At 49.9% G+C, this 18,136-nt stretch carries 13 protein-coding genes; 6 read left to right on the top strand and 7 right to left on the bottom strand.

Annotated elements, in window-relative coordinates:
• Window positions 1-148: 148 nt before the first annotated feature.
• From ACES2C_RS14435 to ACES2C_RS14420, 4 genes are all read right to left on the bottom strand, one after another.
• Window positions 149-1,702, bottom strand: a complete 1,554-nt coding sequence (locus ACES2C_RS14435; protein WP_374163788.1) for a DUF5689 domain-containing protein — start codon at window positions 1,700-1,702, stop codon at window positions 149-151.
• Window positions 1,703-1,724: 22 nt separating this feature from the next.
• On the bottom strand, window positions 1,725-3,290 hold the full coding sequence (locus ACES2C_RS14430) for a SusD/RagB family nutrient-binding outer membrane lipoprotein (RefSeq protein ID WP_374163787.1): 1,566 nt from the start codon (window positions 3,288-3,290) through the stop codon (window positions 1,725-1,727).
• Window positions 3,291-3,292: 2 nt separating this feature from the next.
• Entirely contained in the window at window positions 3,293-6,535 is a 3,243-nt protein-coding gene (locus tag ACES2C_RS14425; protein WP_374163786.1) for a SusC/RagA family TonB-linked outer membrane protein, read from the bottom strand.
• Between the two features lie 197 nt (window positions 6,536-6,732).
• Window positions 6,733-8,220 carry a calcineurin-like phosphoesterase C-terminal domain-containing protein gene (locus tag ACES2C_RS14420; RefSeq protein WP_374163785.1) on the bottom strand — a complete coding sequence of 496 codons (1,488 nt, stop codon included), beginning with the start codon at window positions 8,218-8,220 and terminating at the stop codon, window positions 6,733-6,735.
• A 399-nt stretch (window positions 8,221-8,619) separates the two neighbouring features.
• On the opposite strand from ACES2C_RS14420, the gene ACES2C_RS14415 reads away from it, so the two are divergent.
• The 6 genes from ACES2C_RS14415 (at window position 8,620) to ACES2C_RS14390 (ending at window position 16,280) form a co-directional block, all read left to right on the top strand.
• The gene (locus ACES2C_RS14415) at window positions 8,620-9,594 is read left to right on the top strand and encodes a helix-turn-helix transcriptional regulator (protein ID WP_374163784.1); all 975 of its coding nucleotides are present in this window, start codon (window positions 8,620-8,622) and stop codon (window positions 9,592-9,594) included.
• A gap of 110 nt (window positions 9,595-9,704) precedes the next feature.
• On the top strand, window positions 9,705-10,376 hold the full coding sequence (locus tag ACES2C_RS14410) for a DUF6134 family protein (protein ID WP_374163783.1): 672 nt from the start codon (window positions 9,705-9,707) through the stop codon (window positions 10,374-10,376).
• Window positions 10,377-10,384: 8 nt separating this feature from the next.
• Window positions 10,385-11,383: an NAD-dependent epimerase/dehydratase family protein gene (locus tag ACES2C_RS14405; RefSeq protein WP_374163782.1), complete on the top strand. Its 999-nt coding sequence runs from the start codon at window positions 10,385-10,387 to the stop codon at window positions 11,381-11,383.
• Window positions 11,380-12,177 carry an SDR family NAD(P)-dependent oxidoreductase gene (locus ACES2C_RS14400; protein WP_374163781.1) on the top strand — a complete coding sequence of 266 codons (798 nt, stop codon included), beginning with the start codon at window positions 11,380-11,382 and terminating at the stop codon, window positions 12,175-12,177. Before ACES2C_RS14405 ends, ACES2C_RS14400 begins: the two co-directional genes overlap by 4 nt.
• Before the next feature lie 351 nt (window positions 12,178-12,528).
• Window positions 12,529-14,445, top strand: coding sequence for an alkaline phosphatase (locus ACES2C_RS14395; protein ID WP_374163780.1), 1,917 nt, complete (start codon window positions 12,529-12,531; stop codon window positions 14,443-14,445).
• Between the two features lie 584 nt (window positions 14,446-15,029).
• Window positions 15,030-16,280, top strand: a complete 1,251-nt coding sequence (locus tag ACES2C_RS14390; protein ID WP_374163779.1) for a glycoside hydrolase family 28 protein — start codon at window positions 15,030-15,032, stop codon at window positions 16,278-16,280.
• Window positions 16,281-16,425: 145 nt separating this feature from the next.
• Here the strand turns inward: ACES2C_RS14390 and ACES2C_RS14385 are convergent, their stop codons facing one another.
• From ACES2C_RS14385 to ACES2C_RS14375, 3 genes are all read right to left on the bottom strand, one after another.
• Window positions 16,426-16,701 (bottom strand): hypothetical protein, encoded by a 276-nt coding sequence (locus ACES2C_RS14385; RefSeq protein WP_374163778.1) that lies wholly within the window; start codon window positions 16,699-16,701, stop codon window positions 16,426-16,428.
• Complete coding sequence (locus ACES2C_RS14380) at window positions 16,680-17,276, bottom strand: SDR family oxidoreductase (protein WP_374163777.1); 597 nt, start codon at window positions 17,274-17,276, stop codon at window positions 16,680-16,682. Before ACES2C_RS14380 ends, ACES2C_RS14385 begins: the two co-directional genes overlap by 22 nt.
• Before the next feature lie 97 nt (window positions 17,277-17,373).
• The gene (locus tag ACES2C_RS14375) at window positions 17,374-18,129 is read right to left on the bottom strand and encodes a hypothetical protein (RefSeq protein WP_374163776.1); all 756 of its coding nucleotides are present in this window, start codon (window positions 18,127-18,129) and stop codon (window positions 17,374-17,376) included.
• Between the last annotated feature and the right edge of the window lie 7 nt (window positions 18,130-18,136).

Raw genomic sequence — 18,136 nt, 5'->3', positions numbered from 1 at the left:
GCCGGAAAGCTAAGCAGGGCATCACCGGGTTAAACTGCGATTCAAACCGGGATAAGGCTCAGCATGGCCGGTTGAATATTGTTGTAATAAAAAAGAGGCTGGAAGCACGACACACCAGGTCATTGCTTCCAGCCTTTATAATTAGATTCTACTTAAGAGAGGTAGCGCCCTCTCCTTCTATCGCAGAGATCTCCGACTTTTTATCCAGGTCGACAATCGATTGAGTTCTTGCAAGCACCCACTTATTCAGCCTCGTATTATACACCCCTCCAAGCTTATAAAAGAAGCCCTGGTCGGCTGGTGTGGTATAAGTCAAACAAAGCGTATTTGTACCGCTCCTGTAGTAAGGCTGTGGCTTAAGCGAGATCGGATCAATCGCATCGTAAAAATCGGTATTGCCGATACGGTAGCCCATCTCGACTGGAGCAGCCGTATACAAGCTTCCGCCACTATGGACAAAGATCACATCTTCGGGCATTGAGTCTACTGTCAAGCTTGTCCCTTCAAATACCGCTATTCCCCAGGCATTTCCGCTATTTGCCATCAGATTGCTTGTTTTCAGGCCAAACCCATCGCCATTAACGTTAGAGTAGTCGAACGAGCGGATCCAGTTCGAGGATGCAATACTGGGAGAGCCCGAACCATTGATGAGTTTATTGGAGCCTCCTACATAGAAGAAGCTTCCTTTGCTTACCTTCCCGGCAGTGAGGTTAAACTTATAGGTCCGTGCCGCTCCTGACTTTGCCAGAGATCCGGTGGCCCAGCCCAGCGAAGGGAAGCCTGTGGGGTTGGAAGCTCCTGCATTGTTGCACACTACTACAGAAAAAGGCGTTACAGAAAAGTCGATGTCGGTGGTGGCCAGGAGCTGCACGTACTCATTATTTCCGTCACTACCCTCGGGGTCAGCAAGGAAACCACTGATGATAACAGGTGTGCGCTGCACTTCAGAACTTAAAACGACCATATCCTCGGCCTCCCTGATGCGATGCTGCACTACCAGCTTGCCATCACTCCCTTTCACGGGGAGCACCACTCCGAAATAGTTGGCATTAACGGGCAGGTGATCCTTGCTTGCAAAGTTCGCCGTCGGCTCGGTATGGAGAATAATATCGCCAAAGCCGTCGTTGACTACTTTATCTCCTGATAATACATCGCCCGGGGCCGGCTGAGGATCTAATGTGCCTTTTACAATAGCAACGAGTGTACTTTCGTACTTGTCAGGATCTGCCTGAATAAAGCTGCTGCCGACCCGGTTTATCGGGATGGCATTGCCTGAAGACACTTTGGTGACATCCTCCGGACCTACGTTCTTGATTTCCAGATAGCCATTCTCACGGGTCAGACGTCCTCCCTGGACATCCACTATGACGGAGTCGCCGGTGACATAGTTCGCTGCTTCAGGTCCCAGGTCAACTGAGATGCCCCTTAACTGGTTCAGGCGCCTCTTGTCCTGCAGAATGAGAAGGCCGGCAGGCAGATTACGTCCTGAATGATCAGACACAACTACGCCTGTAATCTTTGTTGAGCCGAACATATTATCAGGACTGAGAGTAAGGTCCTTACCTTTGTAGACGCTCCTCAGGTCAAGGATAGGAAGGTAAGGGTTTACCGTACCGCCGGGGTAATTGCCTTCTTTTTCGCAGGCAGTCCAGAAAAGACCGGCAGAAATCAAAAGAAATATAAAGAAGAAGTTCTTTTTCATCGTCATCGTATTTAGTCCTCATTTAGGGTTTTTGCCACCATACTTGAGTTGATATTAGGTCGGGACCCTGTCCCTCTACCGCTGCTTTGTAATTGCTGGGGTTGGCCGACTGCACATAGACCGGATACACCATCCTTGCAGGCATAACGCCTCCGTTCTTTAGTCCGGGGCCTTTAGGAAGCACAGGATGTCCGGTGCGGCGGTATTCAAACCACTGCTGCATATCGGTAAGGAACAGGCCGTAGTACTTCTGCAAATGAATGAGCTCCATTTTGCCTTCAAGAGGCAGCGCCTCATCCCAGTTGATATCGCCCGCAGTCAGGTAGTTACGGAACTCAGGGGTATTGATCGTCACAGGAGCAGCAGGCGGCGTATTAGTGGCCGTCGCATTTGGCCAGTTAGGAAGCCAGAGTGTGATTCCGCTGAGGATGCCGTTCTCCCAGTAATCCTTTGCTGATCCGCTTATCCAGCCCTTGGCTGCAGCTTCTGCCAGGATGAACTGCACCTCGGAGTAATTCATGATCATGCCTGTCATGGCATCTGTCTGCAGCGATGACTTCTGCTGGTCACGGGAATAGAAGTACGACTGCTTCGGGAGGCCGGTACCGGGAGTGTATCCACTCTCCACTCCCGCAAACCCACTCGGACCCTGGGCGATAGCCCATCGGTTGACACCACCAGAACCATAGGTAGAAATATCTATGCGCGGATCTGACCAGTTGCGAAGGTGATCAATAAAGAAACTTGAAATCGCCGGAGTACGGAAGTCCTGATCTCTCACGCCGGTGTAGGGCGAGATATAAGGGCCGCTGCCTGTCCATCGCAGGATGGCCGACTCAGCATTGCTGCTTATAATTGGATAAGAAGTACGGGCCGTTTCGACAATCTGCTTGATCTTTTCGATGCACATTGCAGAAACTTCAGGCTTACCCGACAGCCTGAGGAGCAAGCGGAGATATAGCGAGTTTCCGAACTTCCGCCATTTGCTTACGTCGCCGTTATAGACAGGATCACTGGAAGAGACGATCGCAGTGTTAGACGCGAGCAGCGTATTGGCACTCTCCAGCTGTTTGAAGATATCGAGATAGATATCCTGCTGCTTATCGAACTTCGCTTCATAGATCCCTTCCCTGCCGCGGTTCGACTCGAAATAAGGCACGTCGCCATAGGTATCAGTCAGCATCGAATAGATCCAGGACTGACAGATAAGGGAAATACCCTGGTAAGACTTGTTAAGGGTAAGCGAATCGCTCGCCCTCGTGTACATATCCTTGAGGTTGCTGAGCTGCAGATACCAGCTATTCCACAGGTAATCAGACATGCTGCTTCTGAATTCGTAACGGAAAGTGCTCGCCTCGCCGTCGGTGAGGGTTACGGTCACCTGCATGAGCTCGTTATTGAAATTCCGGTTACGGATCATATTTGCCGAGACGGTGTTGACCAGCGCCGGAGCCAGTAATTGTGCAGGTAAAGCCTGAGGTGTGTTAATCGGGTCCGTATTGGTTTCTTCAAATCCTTTTTTACATGACGTGAGCGCAGAGGCGGCAGCCAGCATCACACCAAGCATTATATATACTATCTTCTTCATAATTAAATTCCTATAATGAGATTAACACCAAAGGTTCTGGTCGAAGGGAACTGAGCCGTTTCGAAACCAGTCACGATATCAGTACCGGCAAGAGTTCCGAATTCAGGGTCAAACATGGGCCATGGCGACCAGATAAACAGGTTACGTCCGTAAACTCCAAGTGTAGCACGCTGCAGACCGAGTCTCTTTGCAGTCTTGACATTCAGCGTATAATCAAGCCGGGACTCTCTGAACTTGATAAAGTCGGTTTTGAAGGTACTTCCTTCGGCATTCTCAAAGCCCATATGCGAGCGGTAATATTCGTCAACGTCATACGCTACCACATCATTCGGACGGTAGGTACCATCAGCATTCTGTATAACACCCTTTCCGATGATACCCGCGTAGCGACCCGGCAAGGTGCTTTTCAGCTTACCCTGCTCTACCAGTTTATAGTTCATCAGGGAGTGAGCCACTGCCCCTACCTGCGCATCGAACAGCACGTTCAGACGCAGCTGCCGGTAGCGGAAGTCACTGCCAAAGCTCATTCTGTACTTAGGCATGGTATTGCCCAGGTAAACTACATCAGAGGTGATCTTTGCGTTGCCGGTAGCTTCGTCGTACACCACCTGTCCATCGGGAGATCTGACATAGCCGCGGCCGTACATGTCGCCCATGCTGCCTCCAACCTTCGCTACAATCTGACCTCCGGCAACAGGGCCGGTACGCAGAACGATGGAAGAGTCGGGCAGTTCCACAATCTTATTGCGGTTAGCAGAGAACGTGAAGTTGGTCATCCAGGTAAAGCCCTTCTTTGATGCCACAGGCGTGGCGTTCATAGCAAGTTCAATCCCTTTGTTCTGTACTTTACCTGCGTTAATGACCATGTTATCATAACCAGAGGCACGATCAGCGATACGTGTGAGGATCTGGTCTTTTGTGTTACCGGAGTAGAGGGACAGATCAAAGCCCAGCCTGCTATTCAGCATCTTTACTTCAGTTCCCACTTCGTAAGTGGTAGTCATCAAGGGCTTCAGATTGAAATTCGGCAGCGTTCTTGGATTCTGGAGGGCATTGCCGGGGTATAGTCCGTCGCCTGCAACTGAGTACACATAGGCGGTACGGTAAGGAACGGTTAAACCACTGCCAACTCTTGCCACTGACGCCCGGAGCTTAGCATACGAGATGAACGACGGAAGCTTAAAGGCTTCTGAAGGCAGGAAGCTCATGCTGAGCGAAGGGTAAAAGAAGCTCACGTTATCAGTCCGCTCGGGCGTGGCGAGCACACTGTTCCAGTCGTTTCGCCCGGTGATGTCTACATACAGGTAATCTTTGAAACCAGCTGATATTAAACCATAAAAGCTATTGAACTTGTATTCGTTCTTATCGGGGATGGTTACACGGGGTCCCATGGCATTCGCCACGTTATAGAGCCCCGGGTAAGTCAGGGAGTCGACGCGAATTTCGTCCTTGTTATAGTTATTGGCCAGCATACTTCCTCCGGCAGTAACAGAGAGGTCGAAGTCTTTCGACACCTTTTTCTGGTACTTCAGCAGGAAGTCGCTACTGATCTCCCGGGAGTTGATGTTCTGCGTACGGTAAGATCCGTAACGGAACTTCACGCCAGCGTCCCAGGGCCTCTCCTGCGCTCTTTCTTCGTAGGCATAGTCGAGTGAGGTGCGGAGCATCAGGCTCAGCTCCTTAGTGAAATTATAAGTTGCCTGAACATTGCCGGTAAGTCCGTCACGCTTTGATCTGTTGATAAATTCGTAGGACACAGCATAGGGGTTCTCGGGGTAAGAGCTGAACGGGTACTGGATGGCGCGATCTTTCTGACCGAGCTTCCAGTAATCCTTCAGCCAGTTGAGATCAGCACTGGGCTGCCAGAAAATGAACCAGTACATGATCGACTGGTTGCCATATCCTGCTCCGGGCAGGTTATCACTTGACTTGTTTGTGTAGTTCAGCTTCGCCGTGATGTTCAGCTTATTGTTTACCTTGGAGCTAACAGACAAAGCAGCCGTGTTACGGCCGTATCCTGTGTTTGGGGTGATCCAGCTGTTCTTAACATTTGTGAAAGAGAAACGGGCAGTGGTCTTTTCAGTTCCGCCATCCAGGCTCAGTGAATTGGTGAAGGTATTGCCGGTTTCGAAGAACTCGCGGATCTGGTTTTTGTAAGGCACCCAGGGCGTTCTCTCCGTTCCGCGTGTCTGAGTGCGCGGATCGTACTGATAGAACATTTGTCCGTCGTAACGTGGTCCATAGGCAGAGCTGGTACCGCTGGTACTGCCTCCGTCGGGCCCTGCGCCGTAGGAGTAATGCAACGCTCCATCTGTCCCCTGGCCATACTCGTATTGCAGGTCGGGCCAGCGGTTAACAGATTCAATGGACGCATTTGAATTGATGGTAATGCCCAGTCCTTTCTTTTTGGCGCTGCCCGACTTGGTGGTAATGATGATGGCGCCGTTTGCACCGCGCTGCCCGTAGAGGGCTGCGGCACTTGGCCCTTTCAATACCGTAACTGTTTCAATGTCTTCAGGATTGATATCGTTTATCCCGCTGCCATAATCAGCCGGCATATTATCACTGCTGGTGCCATAGGCAGATTCGCCGCCCACCGCAGTGCGGCGTCCGCTCCCGTTACTGATCACTACGCCATCCACAACAATTAGGGCTTCATTCTCTCCCGTCAGGTTGTTCTCGCCACGAAGGATGATCTTATTGGAGCCAGTGGGACCACTGTTCGAACGGATCAGGTTCAGACCTGCCACTTTGCCGGATAAAGCATCCGTCCAGTTACTGGAGACCGCATTGGTCAGCTGCTCCCCCTGCACCACCGTATTGCTGTATCCCAGCGACTTTTCCTCCCTTTTGATACCCAGGGCGGTCACCACTACCTCGTTCAGGCTTGTGGTGGACTGCTGGAGACGGACCGACAATTTTGCGTTGTTCCCCTCGGCAACCATCTTATAGGTATTATATCCGATCAGGGAGAATGAGATCTCAGTCCCCTTCTCCACCCTGATGGTAAAAGCTCCGCTGTGGCTGGTCACACCAAGGTGCCTCTTGCGGCTATCGACAATCGCCACACCGGGAATGGTTTGGGAATCAGAATTATCGATCACCACACCTGATATTGTTACCAGTTGCTGCTGCGGGAAGGTTCCGGCATTAAAAGATTCGGCCTTTGCAGACAAAGCTTGCGTCAGTACCGCCGGAGTACAGGCAAGAAATATCTTCAGGCAATAGGTAAACCTATTCATCATATATTTTTTGTTAGAGTTGATTTTGATTGTTACTTGTTTTTTTAATGGCTTCAACAAGGATCCTTTGCCGGGCTTGAAAGAGCTAAAAAGGACATTGCGGAGTCTTCAGCCTTTTGGGAACAGAGAGGTTTCAATGTCTTGCGGTTACGTGAATGTGTGTGAACCGAGGTCCGGCAATGGAGCCGGACCTTTTAATATTAAAGAGACAGACTGTCTGAGTAACTGTTGCCGAAAGGGTCTGTGGCCACTACCCTGATCTGTTTTACCCCTGACGGAGGTTTTACGAAGAACACGTGATCGGTAAGGTTGGGCTCCACCCAGCCTCTTGGCTTTGGTTTCTCCTTGCCCTGAAAGAGTTCAAATGCCCATGGATCATAAGCGGTGCGCTGTTCAGGCTTGCCCATTGACTTGTCATCAGCAAACCACTCAAGCGTCCAGTTCTGATCATAGTTCCAGACATTCACGCAGACATCTTCAGGGAAGTCCTGATGCTTCCCAGCGGGATAGATGCGCAGCTGATGCGATTTGGGCTTGCCAGTCGCCTTGTAGTACCAGCTCAGTTTACTGCCGTCTACTTCATAAACGCCGTAGCCAGAAGGAGTTCCGTCGCCACAGATCGGGCCAGTCCACCAGGCACCGCAAACAGTCCCGTGGTTATGTTCGGTCATATTCCCTTCTACCCATACCTCATTGAAGTGCGTATGCCCTGACATGAAATGGACCGTATAGGGCTTCAGAAGATTGTAAAGATGTTGCCGGTTCACTACTGTACCTCCGAGCTCAGGTTCAGTTTCCTTATCACGGCGCCGCTGCCCCGTATTGGTAGGAATGTGCAGGCTGACAACGACCGTTGAACCTTCAGGAACCAGTTTCAGATCCTGCTCCAGCCATTGCATCTGGTTCTCGGTAATATATCCCATGTAGCGTTTCTCTACGCCCATAAAGAACACATCATCGAGTACCACATAATGAATTTTGCCGCGATTAAATGAATAGTATGTAGGGCCGAAGTGATCTTTGAAGGTCTCAGAGGAACCTTCATCGGTACGGGCTTCCAGATCCATATCATGGTTGCCGATGACATTGAAGAAAGGAATACCACTCATGCCGATAGCTCTCTCGTAGTCATCAAACAGTTCGAACTTATCCCATACGAGGTCACCGCAGCCTATTCCGTGCAGAGGCATCCGGCTGCCATAGGTGTCGACCAAAGCTTTCAGATCAGGCGCAGACTCGCTTAGCAGGATTTCGGCATCCCTCTTATTCTGGATCTGTGTATCAGCCCAAACTACAAAGGCATGCTTGTCGTCGTTTACCGCAAGCTTCTTCAGTTCAAAATCGGCTACAAAGCTGCCCTTTGAATGGTCGATAGGACGAAAGAACTTTGTAATGCTTTTTTCGTGAGGAAACTCGTAGCCCGCAGGAACGGAGAGGTACACAAAGCGGGTGGTCTTGTTGCTCACCAGCTGGTAGTTACCGTTAGCGCTGGTTTTCGTTACATTGATCCCATCGGTTACGGCTACCCCCGCAAGTCCTTTACCTGCGGAAGAAATACGACCTTTCAGAATGGTGGTCGACAGGTCCTTTGACTGCCCCTTATTTTCGGCAGCGCTAACGATAGTTGCTGGTGCGGCAATGGCTGCACTCACAATACCAGCAGCTTTTAAGAAGTCTCTTCTAATCATCTTTTTGTGTAGAGTGTGTTACAGGATATGCCGGCAAAAGTATCCCTGGCTTGTTATCTCAATAATAAGCTGATGTTAAGATTAGATGATCAAGGGTACCCCCACGCCGCGGGGGCAGATCGTGCCTCTTAAGAAAGTCATCAGACAAGCGGCAGCGACCAGCTGGCTAAAGAGCAAAGGTTCTGATCCCTGCTTCTGAAAGAGCGGGATACAAGAACAGGGACGCCTATAGCGGTAAGAGCTTTTGGAGTAACAGTAGAAAAATGCCACTTAACGGCGGTGCAGCACTGCACGTCGCAATGGAAGAGCCGGTTCTGGTTCACTTAATTAAATCACGGTTAAGAGAAGCGTGATAAAAGAGAGTGTTGCCAAACACCGTTAAAATATGGAGATTTGAGAATGGCTTACAGGATAGACGGCGCTGATTTTAAAGAAATCCTGACGCGTGAATTTAAAACGGGCTCCCTCTGCGGATCTGTAAACGCAAGCCCCGGCAAGAGGACGATCTTCAATTATGATATCGACCATCAGAGCAGCGGAGGCCTTGACCTGCTGCATTTTAAGGCTAGCTTTGAAGATGATGTTTATGTAGACAAGTTCAGCGATCAGACCCATGTAAGCATACACTTTCAACTGACAGGCAAATCGGACGCCAGTATTAAAGGGATCACCGGACAGCATCCTTTAACAACAGGACAGCATAACCTGTATTTCTGCGAAGAGCCTCAGTCGAACTTCCATTTCCCAAGGCAAAGCCGCTACGAATACCTTGCCTTTATAGTCAGAAAGGAACATCTGCTTCGTCTGCTCTCCCTTGCCGCGGGTCATTCAGCTGAAGATCTTGCCCGTCAAATGGAAGACGGCAAGCCCTTATCCCTCTATCCGCGGGGGCTCAGTTATAACCTGAGGGCGGGACATATTTTGGCCGATGTACTGAACAACGATATGCCGGAAGACCTGCGCGGCCTCTTCCTGAACGGCAAGCTCCTGGAGCTGATTTCCGTTATGATCGACACAAGCAGGGGCTGCGGGCAGCGGCAGTACAGCAAGGCGGACTACGAACGGTTTTCGGAACTGAGACATTATCTCGACCAGCATTTTCTGGATAGTCATTCTCTGGCTGCACTTTCCCGAAAGTTTGCTATTAATGAGTTCAAGCTGAAAAGCGGATTTAAAGCGAACTATCATTGTACCGTATTTGAATATATCAGCAACTGCAGGCTGCACTACGCCCTGACACTTCTGAAAAGCAGTTCTATGAACATCAACCAGATTGCCTGGGAGATTGGCTACCAGAACGCCGGCAGCTTTATCCAGTCATTTAAAAAGAAGTTTGGCATCACCCCGAAGCAATATCAGAAAAGGGTCTGTTAAGAGAGAAAGCAGTATTTTCAGAGGTCTGAGCAGAACAACTAAAAATTCTTTCACCGAGTACGTAGGGGGACGATCATGAAGAGATGTATTTAGTGTAAATACAAAGGTTAATGATCATTGCTCTCATTATCTGGATCTCACGTAAATACCTCCTCCCCTCTCTGTGGAGAGGGCTCGCCTTCATAGGCTCTGTTAGAAAAAAATCACTCCTGATCATGATACTCCTTCTGGGGTGTAGCAGACAGCTCCCGGCTGGTGAGACGGGCAGCATTTACGAGATTAAGCATAAAGGTAAGATAGTCGGTCGCATGCAATTTAAACAGTACGCAGAAGGCGACAAGCTCGTGCTAAAAATCAGTTCAGAAGTAAAAACAAAAGTCCTGATCGACATTGAGGTCCAGAGCACCGACTACGCATGCTTCAGACAGGGCAGGCTCTTGTACTCTTCTGTATCACGGCGCGTGAACGGAAAGGAGAAAGAGAGCAAGGTGACCCGAATTTCGCAAAACGGCTACGAGCTATTGTCGGATAGCAAGACGGAGAAACTGGAGACGCCCATCACCTATAACATGATGATGCTTTATTATCAGGAGCCCCTTAATATCAGACGGGTTTATTCAGACAACTTCCAGCAGTGGATCAACCTGAAAAAGATAGCCCCGCACACCTACCGGGCAGACCTTCCCGGCAGCAATTACAATGACTACTACTACAGAAACGGCGTCTGTTACCGGGTGGATATCCACCACTCCTTATACAGCGTTCAAATGGATCTTATTTAAAAATAATTATGGAAAACGAAATACAGGTACTGGTAACCGGGGCAAGCGGTTTTATTGGCAGACAGCTATGCCTGAGCCTTGCCGGGCAGGGATTCAAAGTACGCGGTTTGTGCCGCAATCTCATGCATCCTCTGGTGCCCCGGCATCAGAACGTCAGGCCGGTAAAAGGAGATATTAATGATATAGACAGTCTGGCAGAGGCAATGAGGGGCTGCGGTCAGGTGTATCATACGGCGGCCCTGGCAAAAATGTGGGTACCCGACGCTTCGGAGTTCTACTCTGTTAATGTGACCGGAACACGTAACGTCCTTGACTGCGCTCTGCGACAAAAGGTGAAACGGGTGGTATACACATCGAGCTGCGGCGTTCTTGGTCCAACCATTAAACACCCCATGACAGAGGAAGATCCGCGTATCATGGGCTTCCCCATTCATTACGAGCGCACCAAGTATCTGGCCGACCTGGAAGTAAAGAAATTTATTGAACAGGGACTGGACATAGTGACGGTCTACCCTTCCCGCGTGTACGGCGAGGGACCGATCACAGGCAGTAATACGGTTGGCAAAATGATCAGTGGCTATCTGAGGGGCACCTGGAGGATCATTCCCGGCAGCGGTGAGGCCGTTGCCAATTACGCCTACCTTCAGGATGTGGTGGAAGGCCACATAGCGGCCATGCTCATGGGTAAAACGGGCAATAAGTACATCCTCGGGGGCGAAGACATCAGCTTCAATGAGTTCTTCCGTACGCTGAGCAAAGTAACAGGAGTACACTCAAAGCTGTTCCGCATCCCGCAAAAAGTGATCAAAGCATTCAGTCACGTCGAAGCGGCCAGGGCAAGGCTAACCGGACTTTCTCCGGTTTTCTTGCCAGAGTTTGCAGACAGGCTCAACTTTGATCAGAAATACAGCAGCCAAAAGGCAATGACCCATCTTCAATATCGTATCACGCCCTTTCATGAGGGTCTAAAGAAAACTGCAGATTATATTAAAACCAGTGAACTATGAGAAAGCACACAGCAATAGTAACAGGAGCAAGCGAAGGACTTGGCAAGGCGATCGCATTCGAGCTAGCCTCGCGCGGTATTAATCTTGTATTACTTTCCCTTCCCGGCAGCGGCCTGCCTGCTCTGAGCAGGTACATTGAGCGAAATTTTGGAGTGAATGCCTGGTACCGGGAAGTGGATCTTACCCTTGCAGGCGAGCTACCGGAGATCTTCACCTGGATGATGAAGAATAAAGTCAGGGCCAATATGCTCATTAACAATGCAGGATTGGGGAACTGGTCGTGGTTTGAGGAAAAGAACATTTATTTTTACAAGAAACAGATCGACCTCAATATTACCAGTACGGTATTACTTACACGATTGTTTCTGGATCAGGTGAGTCCGAAAAACCGCTCGTATCTGCTCAACGTGGGGAGTTTGGGCGGACATGTTATAGTACCGAGAAAGCAGGTCTATGGCGCTTCGAAATCCTTTATCAGTTATTTTACCCGCTGCCTGCAGCTGGAGCAGTCAGGAAAAAACATCTTCATCACATTGCTCAGCCCGGGCGGTATCAATACAAAGCCCGAACTGCTGGTACAGAACCACTCTCTGCGGGGGCTGTCTGCCGCCAGCATTCTGGAGCCAGAGGTGGTGGCGCGCCAGGCTATTGAGGGCTTATTGAAAGGGAAAAAGGAAGTAATTCCGGGAGCGATAAACCGCACAATTGCCATTCTTAACACGCTGCTTCCCTCCTTTGTGAAGGAAACGATCATCCGGCACAGATTAAAAGCGGCACTGACGAGTCCAGGGTAGGCTGTGATATTGCTGATGCAATCGTGGTCGGGCAACCGATTCATTCGCTTCACGGCCTCAGTCTGGCCTGTAGCGGATAAGGGGCGTAATTCAAATTTAAGGAGAGCACCAACATTACATTAATTTTCAGCTCACACTGGTTTAACATTGCTTCTTTTTATTTGCCGGTGTATGATAAGCAACCTTTACGACAGGGAACTGTTGCTGTTATTACAAGAGAATAAGGGCAGGGAAGCTTTCGAAGTACTATACCGGCGATACGCAGACAAGCTTACCTCCGTCACATTAATTTCAGTCCCCACGAACTGAAAGACGTGAGGAGACACCAGGCTGGTAAGCAATTGAAATAGAATGAGAAGATCCTTTTTATCGATTCTGTTCCTGTTTTTTGTCCGGGCTATTTCAGCCCGGACCATGCAGGATTCTACACAGGCACTGGAAAAGCTGATGTTCGGAGAAAAGAAAGTCCAGGCATCTGTATCCTTCTCCGGGCATAGTCATAACGACTACAAGCAAAATATTCCGTTTCTCCGAGCCTATTACGCCAACATGGAATCCATCGAGGCGGACATATTTCTGCAGCAGGGGAAGTTGATGATTGCCCACACCCTGGAAGAAATTGTAGCCGGACAAACGCTCGATTCTTTGTATCTGAGGCCGGCAGCAGCCATGTACAGGAAGCATGGAGGCCACGCTTTTGCCGACCCGAAAAAGAAGCTGCAGTTGGTGATAGACATCAAAGAAAACTGGCCTCAAGTGATACCGGTTTTGCTGAGGCAGCTGCAAGCCTACGGCGACGTGTTCGATGCTCACAAAAACCCTGACGCCGTTCGTATCGTCCTGAGCGGCGACACGCCTCCACCGGCGATGTTTGCCAGGATCCACCCGATGCTGTTCTTCGACGGAAGACCTCATATTTCATACACTGACGAACAGCTGAAGCGAATCGCCATGATCAGCGATGATATCAAGAATTACACGGCATGGAATGGGAAAGGCACCCCATTTGCAGCAGACAAAGCAAAACTGATTGCCGTTATAGAACGGGCACACCGGCAAAACAAACCTTTCAGGTTCTGGGCCACGCACGACAGTCCGAACACCTGGATAGAACTTCGAAAAATGGGCGTCGACCTGATCAATACTGATCAGCCTGAAGCTCTGAACAGCTTTGCCAACAGCCTTCCCCTTACTACTTACTCACTGAACAACCCTGCTCCTGTTTACCGTCCCTCCTTTAAAAGCGACAGAAGCAACAGAAAGGTCAGGAACGTCATTCTCCTTATCGGAGATGGGATGGGCCTGGCACAGGTAAAGGCGGGACTATCAGCGAACCATGGCAATCTTAACATTGCGAATATGGCCGTACTGGGCCTTTCACGGACGGAAGCTGCCAACTCAGGAAACACCGATTCAGGTGCAGGAGGATCGGCAATCGCTACAGGCAAAAAAGCAAATAACGCCACTATTAGTGTTGACACTTCAGGGAAACCGCTGGCAAAGATTCCCGACCTGCTCGCTCCCCTGGGAAAACTCTCGGGGATCATCAGTACAGGCGACGTCACGGATGCAACGCCTGCGGTGTTCTATGCTTCGCAGCCGGACCGGTCATGGCCGGAGCAAATAGCCCGCGACTTTCTTACCAGTCATGTGAGCATATTAGCGGGCGGCTTACCAGGGCCTTACCGGGACGCCAGGAAACGAAACGGGTATGCAAGTGAATTAAACGCTAAGGGTTACGAGGTACACTATTCTTTGGGCAACTTCCTCTCTTCCGTAAAAAAGAGACAGGTCTTGTTCCTGCCCGACTCATCGCTTAGGCCGGTAAAGAATGGCCGCGGAAATACTCTTCAGCAAATGCTCAGAAAGACGATCTCGCTGCTGAATCAGAACCGGAAAGGCTTTTTTATCATGGCCGAGGGAGCTCAGATTGATTACGGCGGTCATGCCAACGATCTTCCCTACGTGGTGACTGAACTGCTTGACTTTGATAAAGCTGTCGGCGAAGCCCTGCGCTTTGCTGATGAAGACGGAGAAACACTGGTGGTGGTGACTGCTGACCACGAAACGGGTGGTCTCTCCCTCCTCGACGCAAACGAAAAGACGGGCTATGTTAGCGGATCCTTCAGCACTAACGACCATACGAACATCATGGTGCCCGTATTTGCCTACGGTCCCCATTCCGATGAATTTGCCGGTGTTTACCAGAACACGGAGCTGTTCTATAAGATCACCCGGCTTCTGGGAGCTGAGCAGCAGGAGCGTTAACGCGGAAAGCCGGCTTAAGGCGAAAGCTTAAAGCCGAAAGCGGAAAGCAGAAAGCCGAAAGCCAATAGCCAATAGCTAACAGCGGCCGAAGGCCCAGGCGGAAAGCAGAAAGCGGAAAGCTAATAGCTAACCGCCAATAGCCAACAGCGGCCGAAGGCCCAGGCGGAAAGCCGAAAGCCGAAAGCCAATAGCCAACAGCTAACAGCGGCCGAAGGCCCAGGCGGAAAGCAGAAAGCCAATAGCCAACAGCCAACAGCGGCCGAAGGCCCAAGCGGAAAGCGGAAAGCCAATAGCCAACAGCCAACAGCGGCCGAAGGCCCAAGCGGAAAGCCAATAGCCAATAGCCAACAGCCAACAGCGGCCGAAGGCAAAAAGCTGAAAGCTGATGGCTGAAAGCTATAACCGCCAACAGCATCAGCGCAAGCCGACCTCGCTGACCACGCTGATAGTACAGGACAGTTAAACAGGACGACTCTTTTATATTTGGCGAAAGCATTCGCGGAGCGAATTCAATTAACCAAAGACTTAAGTGTCTGTTCCTGCAGAGGAATAAGATCTGTACGACAGGCCGGCTAACTAGGTATATGAAAAAACTACTCTTATTAACATCCTTTATTGTCTCGGCTTTTTCTATACAGGCCCAGGACTATGTTATCACAAAATTCGGTGCAAAAGCCGACAGCACAATACTGAACACAAAAGCAATCCAAAAAGTGATTGACGCAGCACATGCAAAAGGGGGCGGTACTATTGTGATCCCGAAAGGAGTGTTCCTTTCCGGCGCACTCTTCTTCAAAGCAAATACGAGGCTTCGTTTAATGGAGGGCGCGGTACTGAAAGGTTCAGACAATATTGCCGACTACCCGTTGCTGCCCTCACGAATGGAAGGCAGAAAGCTGAAGTATTACGCTGCCCTGGTTAACGCCAAAGGCGTCAATAAATTTAGCATCACCGGCCCGGGAATGATTAACGGAAACGGACTTAAATATTGGAAGAGCTTCTGGGCTTACCGCGACTCCATGAAAGTACTGAAGCAGGTTGCAACAAATCTGGACGTACATCGCCCCAGGCTCATTTTCATTTGGGGCTGCAATGACGTTAAAATACAGGATGTAAAGATGCGGAACGCAGGGTTCTGGACCACCCATCTCTACCAGTGCAACAACGTACTGATTGAGAACTGTGACATCCGCTCGCCCTATCACCCTGTACCGGCTCCCAGCACAGACGGAGTTGATATTGATGTCTGCAAGAAGGTAACCATACGTAACTGCTACATTTCCGTTAATGACGATGCCATTGCCATTAAAGGAGGAAAGGGACCGACCGCGCATCAATTACCTGAAAATGGACCAGTGGAAGACGTACTGATCGAGAACTGCACCTTTGGACTGGCACATGCAACCCTCACCTTCGGTAGTGAAAGTATTTTCGCCCGCAACATCACCATGCGCAACTGCAAGGTGGAGAGCAAAACGCCTATCGTCAACTTTAAAATGCGTCCCGATACCTACCAGGTTTTTGAAAACATTACGATCGACAACATTACGGGCTCCTGCGGCTCAATCGTCAGGCTCAGTCCATGGAAACAATTCTTCGACATGGCAGGGAGTACAGAGAAGCCCTTTGGCACTGTTCGTAATGTTACCTTTTCTAATATCAATGTGAAATGTGATAAAGTAGGGCAACTAGAGGGAAATCCTTCTGACCGGGTGGAAAACATTCGCTTTCAAAATATGACCGCGGAGGCGGCAGACCCGGCTCTGAAGAACAGCTATTCAGGTGTGAAGTTGGAGAATGTCACTGTTAACGGAAAGCGCCTGACCGGATTCTAGACGCTAAGGCTTCAGCGGACAGTCAGGTCAGCCATCAAGTTTAAGGACAGCCAGGTCTTCCCCTTTTACATTGCAATATACGCCGGTCCGCGCACAACGCAGACCGGCGTATTACTTTAATACCTTATATCCTTAATGACAAGTCCTATCCCAGGGAGGACAGGTAGTCGGCAAGGCTGGTCTTCAATTTAACAGGGGCAGGCCCCTGAGGAGCAGTCTTTCCGTCCAGCACCGCCTGAGTCATCGCAGCGAGATTATGGGCCGAATCGTCAGAGAAGCCTGCCGATCGCAGCGTTTTTTCCCATTCTGAAGCAGGAATCTCTGCAGCCCTTACGTCGCGTCCAACGATCCGGGAAAAATGCTTTGCCACATCATTTGAACTATAGTCCTCGGGACCAGTCAGTTCATACAAGCCGTGCATTGCGGTGTCGGCAATTGCGCTGGCAATAAAAGCGGCAACATCGGCGGGCGAGAGCATCTCCATGCGAAGATCGGGAGGGAAAAAGTAGGCAGGACACCATCCTGAGCAGCAAGTTCGCGATAGGCGAGCCAGTTGCTGAAGTAATAAGAAGGGCGGATGATCACATAGTCGATATCAAGTTCCCGCACCATCTCCTCAAGCAGATGCGACTGAATGAGGTTGCCTGTACCCTCGCGGTACTGCGCGCCTACAGACGAAAGCGCAACGACCCGTTTAATATCCGCTGCCCTGATAGCGTCCCGGTAATTAGAAATGATCCTTATCGTATCACCTATTACATTGGAAGATGCAGGGTTCTCCGGAGTCATTAAGAGGACGGTGGTGGCACCTTCAAACGCTGCCTTTACAGCTTCGCTATCCTGAAGGTCAGCAACACCGGCCTCCACTCCTTCCTTTTCAAATTGCATTGCTTTTTCCGGGCTCCGCACGATGGCGCGCACCGGCTTTTGCATCCTGACGAGCTCTTTTACAACATATGATCCAATCTGTCCGGAAGCTCCTGTGATAATATTCATAACGCTTGATTTTAATGTTATACTTAGTTGCGCCAAAAGTATCAGGGGGATGTGACAAGGGTATGTCAGGAGGATTCGAAATTTTGATATGGAGTAGCTACTCGCTGATAAGGACGCCCAGGCCGACGCCAATATTAACGCATCTCCCGGCTGTTGATATTCGTCTGGAAACTTTGGATGTTTCTGTATTACCCGTTGAGTAGAGCACTTCGGCTTTCGACTCCTGAAGCGGCTTCTGATACTGCACTTCACTCGCCAGATAAACCCTCCTTGAAATGAAATAACTACCAGACACTCCGAGATTCAGACATAAAGGCTCTGCTTTCTGAGTGTATGTAAGCCTCCACTCATTATTGGCTTTATATCCTTCTTTCTTCATTAGATAACCGAACTGCCCCAGTCCGGCCTTTGGGTGCAATCGCCATCTGCTGTGCTCGATACGGTAGATCACCCCGAGATCGTAAGACGCGTGCATAGACGTAAGAGGCCCCGTCATCCCTTTCAAAAGAGCAGTCATTGCTTCTTCAATAAGGCCCGATTTAACTAATCCCGTATTCTCTTCGTCATAAAAATTTATTTGAAAAGAGCCGTACCATCCTGCTCTCCTCAAGGGGAAGTGCGAAAAGGTAGCCTTAACAAAGGGGGCGGATCCGGACGACCGTGCTGATAACAATGAAGAACCAGCGCGCGTATCTTGTTCACTGATCATATCAAGATTAGTACCGGCAGAAAAGTCGATCTGCATGTACCTGGCGTAAGGTTTCAGGAATCGATCACTGACTTCCTGCTTTTGCTGAGCGTGCGCCGTCGTCAGCAAAACAATAAAGATAAGGCTTAGAAAGAGTTGTTTCATGTTTTTG

Source organism: Arcticibacter sp. MXS-1 (assembly GCF_041902385.1).
Classification (GTDB): Bacteria; Bacteroidota; Bacteroidia; order Sphingobacteriales; family Sphingobacteriaceae; genus Arcticibacter.
Note: the sequence above shows the minus strand (reverse complement) of the source record. Positions and strands in the feature narration are given on the sequence as shown.

What these genes read in the sequence shown, in the direction of transcription:
- ACES2C_RS14395 (WP_374163780.1), top strand. Translation starts at nt 12,529, where the DNA reads ATGAGAAGATCCTTTTTATCGATTCTGTTCCTGTTTTTTGTCCGGGCT.
- ACES2C_RS14430 (WP_374163787.1), bottom strand. Translation starts at nt 3,290, where the DNA reads ATGAAGAAGATAGTATATATAATGCTTGGTGTGATGCTGGCTGCCGCC.
- ACES2C_RS14380 (WP_374163777.1), bottom strand. Translation starts at nt 17,276, where the DNA reads ATGAATATTATCACAGGAGCTTCCGGACAGATTGGATCATATGTTGTA.
- ACES2C_RS14375 (WP_374163776.1), bottom strand. Translation starts at nt 18,129, where the DNA reads ATGAAACAACTCTTTCTAAGCCTTATCTTTATTGTTTTGCTGACGACG.
- ACES2C_RS14410 (WP_374163783.1), top strand. Translation starts at nt 9,705, where the DNA reads ATGATCATTGCTCTCATTATCTGGATCTCACGTAAATACCTCCTCCCC.
- ACES2C_RS14435 (WP_374163788.1), bottom strand. Translation starts at nt 1,702, where the DNA reads ATGAAAAAGAACTTCTTCTTTATATTTCTTTTGATTTCTGCCGGTCTT.
- ACES2C_RS14425 (WP_374163786.1), bottom strand. Translation starts at nt 6,535, where the DNA reads ATGATGAATAGGTTTACCTATTGCCTGAAGATATTTCTTGCCTGTACT.
- ACES2C_RS14400 (WP_374163781.1), top strand. Translation starts at nt 11,380, where the DNA reads ATGAGAAAGCACACAGCAATAGTAACAGGAGCAAGCGAAGGACTTGGC.
- ACES2C_RS14405 (WP_374163782.1), top strand. Translation starts at nt 10,385, where the DNA reads ATGGAAAACGAAATACAGGTACTGGTAACCGGGGCAAGCGGTTTTATT.
- ACES2C_RS14415 (WP_374163784.1), top strand. Translation starts at nt 8,620, where the DNA reads ATGGCTTACAGGATAGACGGCGCTGATTTTAAAGAAATCCTGACGCGT.
- ACES2C_RS14390 (WP_374163779.1), top strand. Translation starts at nt 15,030, where the DNA reads ATGAAAAAACTACTCTTATTAACATCCTTTATTGTCTCGGCTTTTTCT.
- ACES2C_RS14385 (WP_374163778.1), bottom strand. Translation starts at nt 16,701, where the DNA reads ATGCACGGCTTGTATGAACTGACTGGTCCCGAGGACTATAGTTCAAAT.
- ACES2C_RS14420 (WP_374163785.1), bottom strand. Translation starts at nt 8,220, where the DNA reads ATGATTAGAAGAGACTTCTTAAAAGCTGCTGGTATTGTGAGTGCAGCC.